The sequence below is a fragment of the Streptomyces sp. MS191 genome (assembly GCF_008042125.1).
Lineage (GTDB): Bacteria > Actinomycetota > Actinomycetes > Streptomycetales > Streptomycetaceae > Streptomyces.
In genome coordinates this window covers 193,877-201,928 of sequence record NZ_RDBI01000057.1, presented here as the reverse complement: position 1 = coordinate 201,928, position 8,052 = coordinate 193,877, and the positions used below count along the sequence as shown (strand labels likewise).

At 73.2% G+C, this 8,052-nt stretch carries 9 protein-coding genes and 1 pseudogene; 6 read left to right on the top strand and 4 right to left on the bottom strand.

Annotated elements, in window-relative coordinates:
* From ppk2 to EAO71_RS25945, 3 genes are all read right to left on the bottom strand, one after another.
* Positions 1-957, bottom strand: a 957-nt coding sequence (gene ppk2 / locus EAO71_RS25955) for a polyphosphate kinase 2 (RefSeq protein ID WP_147980224.1), incomplete at its 3' end; no start/stop codon positions are given.
* 149 nt (positions 958-1,106) lie between these two features.
* A complete protein-coding gene (locus EAO71_RS25950) occupies positions 1,107-1,496 on the bottom strand; it encodes a hypothetical protein (RefSeq protein WP_147980223.1) in 390 nt (129 codons plus the stop codon).
* A 227-nt stretch (positions 1,497-1,723) separates the two neighbouring features.
* Positions 1,724-1,990 (bottom strand): DUF4235 domain-containing protein, encoded by a 267-nt coding sequence (locus EAO71_RS25945; protein ID WP_147980222.1) that lies wholly within the window; start codon positions 1,988-1,990, stop codon positions 1,724-1,726.
* 402 nt (positions 1,991-2,392) lie between these two features.
* Here EAO71_RS25945 and EAO71_RS25940 point away from each other — a divergent pair, with 402 nt between their 5' ends.
* The 3 genes from EAO71_RS25940 to EAO71_RS25930 all read left to right on the top strand — a co-directional run bounded on the left by EAO71_RS25940 (position 2,393) and on the right by EAO71_RS25930 (position 3,883).
* Positions 2,393-2,878: a DUF2975 domain-containing protein gene (locus tag EAO71_RS25940; RefSeq protein WP_147980221.1), complete on the top strand. Its 486-nt coding sequence runs from the start codon at positions 2,393-2,395 to the stop codon at positions 2,876-2,878.
* Positions 2,878-3,099 (top strand): helix-turn-helix domain-containing protein, encoded by a 222-nt coding sequence (locus EAO71_RS25935; RefSeq protein WP_147980220.1) that lies wholly within the window; start codon positions 2,878-2,880, stop codon positions 3,097-3,099. The genes EAO71_RS25940 and EAO71_RS25935 overlap by 1 nt, the downstream gene beginning before the upstream one ends.
* Before the next feature lie 169 nt (positions 3,100-3,268).
* Positions 3,269-3,883, top strand: coding sequence for a dihydrofolate reductase family protein (locus EAO71_RS25930; RefSeq protein WP_147980219.1), 615 nt, complete (start codon positions 3,269-3,271; stop codon positions 3,881-3,883).
* A 37-nt stretch (positions 3,884-3,920) separates the two neighbouring features.
* Here EAO71_RS25930 and EAO71_RS25925 read toward each other — a convergent pair.
* Positions 3,921-4,214 (bottom strand): annotated as a pseudogene (locus tag EAO71_RS25925) (NUDIX domain-containing protein); the annotation flags it as partial.
* 249 nt (positions 4,215-4,463) lie between these two features.
* Between EAO71_RS25925 and EAO71_RS25920 the strand changes: the two are divergent.
* The 3 genes from EAO71_RS25920 to EAO71_RS25910 all read left to right on the top strand — a co-directional run bounded on the left by EAO71_RS25920 (position 4,464) and on the right by EAO71_RS25910 (position 8,040).
* A complete protein-coding gene (locus EAO71_RS25920) occupies positions 4,464-5,189 on the top strand; it encodes a dienelactone hydrolase family protein (RefSeq protein ID WP_147980218.1) in 726 nt (241 codons plus the stop codon).
* A 369-nt stretch (positions 5,190-5,558) separates the two neighbouring features.
* Positions 5,559-6,203: a GAP family protein gene (locus tag EAO71_RS25915; protein WP_147980217.1), complete on the top strand. Its 645-nt coding sequence runs from the start codon at positions 5,559-5,561 to the stop codon at positions 6,201-6,203.
* A gap of 310 nt (positions 6,204-6,513) precedes the next feature.
* On the top strand, positions 6,514-8,040 hold the full coding sequence (locus EAO71_RS25910) for a N,N-dimethylformamidase beta subunit family domain-containing protein (protein WP_261992358.1): 1,527 nt from the start codon (positions 6,514-6,516) through the stop codon (positions 8,038-8,040).
* Positions 8,041-8,052 lie beyond the last annotated feature (12 nt).

The window sequence follows — 8,052 nt, the reverse complement described above, 5'->3', positions numbered from 1 at the left end:
GGGCCCCCCCACCGGGCCCCCCCACCGGCCCAGGGGGGTGGGCGAGAGGTCCGCGGCTTCCTCCCCTTCCTCGAGCAGGGTGTCGGCGGCGCCGACGATCAGCGGATCCGGCGGGCCGACGGCGTCCCCGTCCTTGCCGGCGTAGTCGACGCGCCACAGCAGGCTGCGCATCGCCTCCAGGCGGGCGCGGCGTTTGTCGTTGCTCTTGACGACGGTCCACGGAGCATGGGCGGTGTCCGTGGCGCGGAACATGTTGACCTTGGCGGTGGTGTAGGCGTCCCACAGGTCCAGCGAGGCCAGGTCCGTGGGTGAGAGCTTCCACTGGCGCACGGGGTCGACCTGGCGGATCGCGAAGCGAGTGCGCTGTTCGGCGCGGGAGACCGAGAACCAGAACTTGACCAGCAGGATGCCGTCCTCGACGAGCATGGCCTCGAAGGCCGGACACTGGCGCAGGAAGCGCTGGTACTCCTCGTCGGTGCAGAAGCCCATGACCTTCTCGACACCGGCCCTGTTGTACCAGGAGCGGTCGAAGAAGACGACCTCCCCGCGATCGGGCAGGTGGGCGACATAGCGCTGGAAGTACCACTGGCCGGCTTCGCGCTCGCTCGGCTTGTCCAGGGCCACGATGCGGCCGCCACGCGGGTTGAGACGCTCGGTGAACCGCTGGATCGTGCCGCCCTTGCCGGCGGCGTCCCGGCCCTCGCAGACCACCACCAGGCGCGCGCCGGTTTCCTTGACCCAGCGCTGCAGCTTGAGCAGCTCGATCTGGAGCACGCGCTTCGTTCGCTCGTACTCGGCCCGCTTGATCTTCCGGTCGTACGGGTAGTTCTCCCGCCACGTCCGGATCGGTGCTCCGGATCCGTCCAGCAGAACCGGTTGCTCCGGCCTGCTCGCGTCCACGCGCAGCCCCGCGAGCAGCGCGTCCTGGGGCTGTGACCCGCCCTGTTCCTGTTCCATGATCTGCCTGTACCCCACGCACACCCCTCAAGCACGTCGGCGGTCCGGATCTTGAGTTCCCGCACGGCCACTTTGCCCGCGCGCGGGCATCCTTCCGGGCCCGCAGGATCACGCACCGACCGCCGACGTTCCTGTCCGGGCGGGTGCCGTCATCCGCGCCGGTGGCGCTCGGGCGGGTGCTGGGGATCGACACCGGTGTACGCCTCCGCGTCCTTTCCGCCGCTGGGACGCTGCGAGCGCCCGCGGGGACCGAAGTCCTGTCGGCCCTTCTCCGTGCCGGATTTCCCGGCCTGCTCCTCACCGCGACGGCTGTCACTCTTCACCGGTGTGCCCTCGTCGGCCTTCTGGCGTCCGGTGGAACGCGCGGAGCGGGACGGCGAGTCGGGGGCGTGCTTCTCGGGGTGGAACGAGCGCTCGGCGCTCGGGTTCTCCTCCTGCCGGGTGGCGTCCACGTCGGGCGACCAGCCGTGTTGCTCGGTTCCTTCGTGCCTGCTGGGCCCCTCGCCGTGCGAGGGGTGTGAGGTGGGTTGACGGGTCATGGGTCGACCCCTCCTTTCGAGGTTGTCGGCCGGCGACTGCCCACTCGGCACGGTCCGATGCAGCCCGCGCTTCCGCGTCCGCGGGCGGGACCACCGCCCGCCCCTCCTGCCGCCGCCGGTCGGCGCCGAGCGAGCCCGAACGCCGTGGGTTCCTCGCGTCGGGCTCCCGTCCGCGAGGGCCCGGCAGCCGTAGGGAGGCGGTGGGCACGCGTCGTGCCCGGCTGCCGTCAGCCGGGCCAGGTTCCTGTCAGACGCCGCGTGGCAGTGGCGCCGGCCCGGTCGACAGCCGCTCGGACGACGGCGAAGATCGCGCCCTGCAGGGCCGCGGCGATGAGGATCTCCCGCCAGGTCCGGTCCTCGTCAGTCGCGTCCGGGGCGGACTCCTCGTGCCCGATCCGCTTCCATGCCTCCTTGAAGACGGCCCCGGCGAGGAGACCGCCGGCGACGCCCAGGGCCAGACCGACCGGCCTGTAGGCGATCTTTGATGTCTTCATCGATACCTCCGCGTACGTCGGGGCTTCAGGAGCGCGGCGGGTGCGTCGTACAGCCGGACAGGCGACTCCCGCCACGACCGTCATGTGCCCACTTCCGGCTGGAGCATGAGCGGGAGCCAAGCAGGCTCCATATTCACCGTTTCCTCGTCATCTGTTCGAGCAAAGGCGGGGGCAAAGCCCGAGAAGGAAGACCCGAGAGGGCCGGTCCGATGCCTGCCGGGCCGCGCCGCCGGAGTGGGGCGAGCCCGGGTGCGCCTGCGCTGCCGCGTCGGCCACGAGGGCGCAGCCGCGCTGTGCCGAGAATCGGGTATCCACGGCCGCCATCAGGACCTCCCTCCGACCCCTTGCCACGACTATCGACTATCGATAGATTTCCATCGGAACTCGATGGAAGGAAGGGCCATGGGAAAGCTGACCGTGCGGGCGCTGCGCGCCGTGCTCGCGGTGGTGCTCGCCGGCACCGTGTTCGTACAGGCGTCGATGGTGTGGGCCTTGGCCACCGACCCGGAGGACGGGTCGCTCCCGCTGACCCCGCTGCGCCTGATCACGATCCTGGGCATGGTGTCGGCCCAGGTCGCCCTGGTCTGCGTGTGGCGGCTGGTGACGATGGTGCGACGCGGGACGGTGTTCTCCGACGCCGCCTTCCGGTACGTGGACGGCGTGATCGGCGCGATCGTGGCGGCCGCCCTCCTGTGGTTCGCCGTCACGGCCGTCAACGCGCCGGGCCAGCGAGAAGACCCGGGCGTCACCGTGATCATGGGCGGGATCGGCCTGGCCATCCTGGGGGTCGCGCTCGTCGTGCTCGTCCTGCGGATGCTGCTCGCCCAGGCCGTCGCGCGCGACGGCGAGGCGGCACAGATGCAGGCCGAGCTGGACGAGGTGATCTGATGCCGATCGCCGTCGACATCGACGTGATGCTGGCCAGGCGGAAGATGTCCGTGGGCGATCTCGCGGACCGCGTGGGCATCACGCCCGCCAACCTGGCCGTCCTCAAGAACGGCCGCGCCAAGGCCGTACGCTTCGCCACCCTCGCCGCGCTCTGCGAAGCACTCGAGTGCCAGCCGGGCGACCTGCTGCGCTGGGAGGCCGAGGACGCCGAAGGCGGATGACCCGCGGACGCCTTCCCGTCCGTCGTCGCCCCACGCGTCCCCCGGCGAAGCGCCCGAGCCGCGACACGCAGATCGGCCCGACGGGCGACGAGGTCGGGCAGCGGACCCAGGCGCCAGGTCCTGTCCGGGCCCGAGAAAACCGCCCGGACAGGGCCTAGTCTGTCCTGGTATGACGCGCATCATCGCCGACATCTCGGTCTCTCTCGACGGCTTCGTCACCGGACCCGACCCCGGCCCGGACAATGGTCTGGGCACCGGCGGCGAGGCCCTGCACACCTGGGCGTTCTCCGACGATCCCGACGACCGCCGGTACCTGCACGAGGGGACCGCCCGCTCGGGAGCAGTCGTCCTCGGCCGCCGGCTCTTCGACGTGGTCGACGGCCCGGGCGGCTGGGACGACACCACCGGCTACGGCGCCGGCGAGGTCGGCAAGCCCGCGTTCGTCGTCGTGACCAGCGCGCCACCGCGGTCGGTCCGGCTCACCGACCTCGACTGGACCTTCATCACCACCGGCCTCCCCGACGCCGTCCACACCGCGCGCCGGCGTGCCGAAGCCGCGTCGGCGGCCACCGGCCAGGACCTCGACGTCGTCCTCATGGGCGGCGGCGCCACCGTCGGCTCGGCCATCGAGGCCGGACTGGTCGACACGTTGACGCTCCACCTCGCGCCCGTCGTACTGGGCGCGGGGACACCCCTGTTCACCGGCGCGACACCCCGCACACTCGTGCAGCGGAGCGTGACGGCGACATCCACCGCGACGCACCTCACCTACGACATCCGCTGACGACGAACTGCGCCGGCGCGCGGACATCCGGTGCACCGTGGAGGCGCTCGGTGACGGAGCCGGGGCTCAAGTAGGCGTCGAGGACTCGGGTGAGCGGGCCGAGGGTGACGCCGAGTTCTTCCGCCGCCTCCCGCCGGACGGCGGTCGACGGATCCTCCGAGTCGAGCAGCCCCGCGGCTGCTTCGACGAGCATGCCGTCGGGATGGTCGTTGACGTAGGCCGGGTAGCGGAACTGGCGGGTGAGCAGGACGCAGCCGCGCCCGGTGTCGTAGGGCAGGACGACGGCGCCGTCACCGCGGTCGTAGGTCTCGCGTCGCTGGGTAACACGGCGGGCGCCTCCCGCGCGCGTCGACGAACGTCGGGGACCTGCGCCCCGTCTGCGCGACGGCGTCGCCGACCGGGTCCTCACCGTCGCTCCGGCGCAGACGCCGCGCGGGAGGGGACGGGCCGATGAGCGCGCCGGGGACGGGCTGGTCAGCCCTCCGACTCGGCAGGCGGCGCGGCCCTCTCGCTGAAGGCCACCGTCCGCCTCCGGTGAACAGCGGCCCGGGCGGACCCGACGGTCAGTACAGTCCGGCTCATGACGACGGTCACCACACGCACGGTCGAATACCGGGCCGACGGCCTCACCATGGTCGGGCACCTCGCGCTCCCCGCCGGCGGCGACCGCCGGCCCGCGGTCCTGGTCGGTCCCGAGGGGCCGGGGCTCAGCGACGTCGAACGGCGTCGAGCCGATGCCCTGGCCGAGCTGGGATACGTGGCCCTGGCCTTCGATCTCCACGGCGGGCGCCATCTGGCCGACCCCGAGGAGATGCTGGCCCGCTGCATGCCGCTGCTCGCCGACCCCGACCGGATGCGGGACATCGGCCACGCGGCGCTCGGCGTGCTGCGTGCCGAGCCGCGAACGGACCCGGACCGGATCGCCGCCGTCGGCTACGGCACCGGAGGCGCGATCGCGCTGGAGCTCGGACGCCACGGCGTCGACCTGCGCGCGATCGGGACGGTCAACGCGCTGACCACGGGCCGACCGGGCGAGGCGGCCCGCATCCGCTGCCCGGTGTGGGCCGGGGTCGGATCGGAGGATCCGATCATGCCGCCGGCGCAACGGGACGCGTTCGCGGCCGAGATGCAGGCCGCGGGCGTCGACTGGCGCCTCGTGGTCTATGGCGGCGCCCTGCACGCCTTCCACCACCCACCGGTCGACCACACCGTGCGCGCCGGTGTCGGCCACCACCCGCGGCACGCACAGCGAGCCTGGCAGGACATCGTCGATCTACTCGCCGAGTGCCTGCCCGTCGCAGAGTGATCCGGTCGGTCCCGCATCTGACGGACGACGGCACGCACCGCGACGTCGATGCCGGACGCGGCGCGGACGGCGACCACGGGTTCGTCGACGGTGACAGCGCCCGGCGGAAGGCCGGTGACGCGTACCGGACCGGCAGCCGGCTTCTGCTCCCGGCATGCGCGGTCTCCGCTCCCCCTGAGGGGGAGGCGGGCCCTCGGTCCGCGTTGCGCCGCCCGAGCACGGCACGGTGAGACGCGGGCGTGGCCTGCTTGACCGATCGGACGGCCGCCAGCAGAGTCGGGAGGCGGCCCCGCGGAGCCGCCCGGATCCGCCGACCGTTCACCCGGCTCCGGTTCCGGACGGCACCGACAGCCAGGAGCGCCTCCTCCGATGGTCCTCGATCTGATCGTGATCGGCACGGCCATCACCCTGGGGCCCCTGCACAACAGCGCCTTCATCCTCCTGCTCGCCTCGCGGCGCGGGATGCGCAAGGGCCTGGCGTTCCTGTTGTCATGGCTGGTCAACCTGATCGCGGTGATCGCCTGTGTGATGCTGCTGACCGGCGGTCAGCCCCCGGCCCGCCACAGCGCGCCCTCGACGGCCGCGACCGCCGTCAAGCTCGCCATCGGCCTGGCGCTGGTGCTGTACGGCGCGCACCGGCGCCGGCGGCCTCCCCGCCCGCACGGTCCGCCGCGGTGGACCGCCCGGATCGACGACGCCTCCCTGTCGACGGCGGCCGGCCTGGCCTGGCTGCTGCAGCCCTGGGCCATGGTCGGCGCGGGCGCGGCGACCGCCGTCGACGCGAACCTCTCCACCCTCGCCGACTGGCTGGCGCTGACCGGCTACTGCCTGCTGGCCACGCTCAGTCTCATCGTCATGGAGACGTACACCGTCTGTGCGCCCGGGCGGGCGGACGCTCGGCTGAACGCGTTGCGAAGCCGGCTTGAGCAGCATCAGGAACAGCTGGTCGTCGCACTCTCCCTGCTCCTCGGCCTGTGGCTGACGGCCCGGAGCGTCGCCGAGCTGATCGCCTGACACGGGCGGCCACGTCCGCCGGAGTCCGCGACGACAGCCTCCTCCAACCGGGTACCGCGAGCCCGGTGTTCGACCCGCGCCGGGCCGCCCGCGGGCGGGTCGCCTTCGTTCCGGTCGTCCGAACCGGTGACCGCGGACGGAGCGTGCGGCCGCTCCGGGCTGTCGGGCGTCCGCGACGAACCTGCGGACGTACGGTGGCGGGCCGGGCCGGGTGCTGCACGGAGTGGGCAGGTGAGGAGTCGCGGTGGGACAGGACGGCAACGGTGGGCGGCCGGATCGCGGGCGCGGTCCCGGGCCCACGCGACGGCAGGTGCTGGGACTCGCGGCGGCGGTCGCCGTCTCGTCCGTGCCCACGGGTGCCGCCTCCGCGGTGGAGGGCGGGGCCGGCTGGTTCGACGTGCGGGCCGAGAACCTGCGTCCCGGCGCCGCGGACTGGCGGATCACCCGCGCCGGGGCCGCTCGCGCCATCGAGGGGTTCGCCGACCGCAGTTCGGTCCTGTCCGGCGAGACGCTCGCCCTGCGGGTGTCGACGACCGCGCCGTCCTACACGGTCTCGGCGTATCGCATGGGCTGGTACGGCGGTACCCGGGCGCGGCTCGTGTGGCGTTCCGCCGCGCTGCCCGGGCTCCTCCAGCCGGCGGCACGGGTCGACGCCGGCACCCGGACGGCATGGGCCGGGTGGCAGGAGAGCGCGCGGATCGGCACCGCGGGGTGGCCGGAGGGCTGCTACCTGCTGCGGCTGGACACGGTCGGCGGCGAGCGGGCGCAGCGGTACGTCCCGGTGACCGTGCGGTCCGCGTCGACGGCGGGGCGCACGGTGTTCGTCAACGCGGTCGCCACCTGGCAGGCGTACAACCGCTGGGGCGGAGCCGACCTGTACAAGGGGACGACGGGCAAGAAGGGTTCGCGGTCCCTGGCGGTGAGCTTCGACCGGCCCTACCGGAACGCGCACGGGGCCGGTCTGTTCCTGACGTACGAAGCGCCGCTGCTCGCGCTGGCCGAGCGGATGGGCCTCCCCCTCGCGTACGCCACCGGTGTCGACGTGGCACGCGAGAGGTCCCTGCTGTCCGGGGCGGCGGCGCTGCTGTCGCCGGGGCACGACGAGTACTGGAGCCCGGAGCAGCGGCGCCACGTCACCGAGGCCCGGGACGCCGGCATGAACCTCGCGGTGTTCGGGGCGAACTGCTGTTACCGGCGCGTCCGGTTCGAGGCGTCCACGACCGGTGCCGACCGGACCGTGGTCTGCTACAAGGACGACTACGCGCGGGATCCGGGGTTCCGCCGCGGACTGCCGCCGACGAACGACTTCCGGCGCCGGCCCGCTCCGGAACCCGAGAGCCGTCTGCTGGGTGTGATGTACGACGGGTATCCGGTCGACGCGCCCTACGTGGTGGCGCGGCCCGACCACTGGCTGCTGGCGGGCACCGGGGTGGCAGCGGGCGACTCCTTCGCGCACCTGGTGGGGGTGGAGTACGACCGGGTGGACCTCCGGTATCCGACACCGCGACCGATGGAGGTCCTGGCCCACTCGCCGGTGGTGTGCAAGGGGCGTGCGTCGTACGCGGACACCGTGTACGCCTCCCTGCCGTCCGGCGCCGGCCTGTTCGCCGCAGGGACGATGCGCTGGGTGGAGTCCCTGGAGGCGCACGGCCCGGGCGACGGGAAGGCGAACCACGGCCTGGACGGCCGGGCCGGGGCGTTCACGCGCACCGTGACGGGAAACCTGCTGCGGGCGTTCGCCCTCGGCCGGGCGGGGCGCGCACGGCCCGCGGTGGACACCGTGGCGCTCCATTACGGTGCCGACGGTGCTCCGGCAGGGGCAGTCTCCGGCGTGTAGCCGGGGCGGGAC